Genomic DNA, 447 nt, shown 5'->3' with positions numbered 1-447 from the left:
GCGTGACCCCGAGGATGAAATTTTCAGTCCCGAAAAGAACATTCAAACTGTTCAACTGGAACGTAAAGGCAGCACCTACACGATGCGAATCGCCAAAAAAGGGGCTGATTTACAGTCCGTTGGTTCGCACGAAATGAGTAACCTACCCAGCGAGGTGATGGTTGGGCTGTTCATCTGCTCTCACAACCCGGCCACAGTTGAAGAGGCCATGGTTCGTAATGTACAGATCGTTTCAAACAAAAGGTAATTTGAATTAGTGAGCAACTGCTTTCAAATACGCTAAACATAACAGAAATTTCTATTCTGATTGCGCCAAAGCAAAAAGGTCGCTTGCCAGTTGGCAAGCGACCTTTTTGCTTTTGATATCAACAGGTGGCACCTTCCTACTCTCCCGCCTTTGACGGCAGTACCATCGGCAGCACGGGGCTTAACGGCTCTGTTCGAAAT

Annotated in this window: 1 protein-coding gene; it reads left to right on the top strand. The window is 47.2% G+C overall.

Translation table 11 applies throughout. The annotated features are described in order from the left end of the window. Window positions 1-247, top strand: a 247-nt coding sequence (locus D7Y13_RS50130; protein ID WP_208734634.1) for a hypothetical protein, incomplete at its 5' end; no start/stop codon positions are given. Between the last annotated feature and the right edge of the window lie 200 nt (window positions 248-447).

Source organism: Corallococcus praedator (assembly GCF_003612125.1).
Lineage (GTDB): Bacteria > Myxococcota > Myxococcia > Myxococcales > Myxococcaceae > Corallococcus > Corallococcus praedator.
Note: the sequence above shows the minus strand (reverse complement) of the source record. Positions and strands in the feature narration are given on the sequence as shown.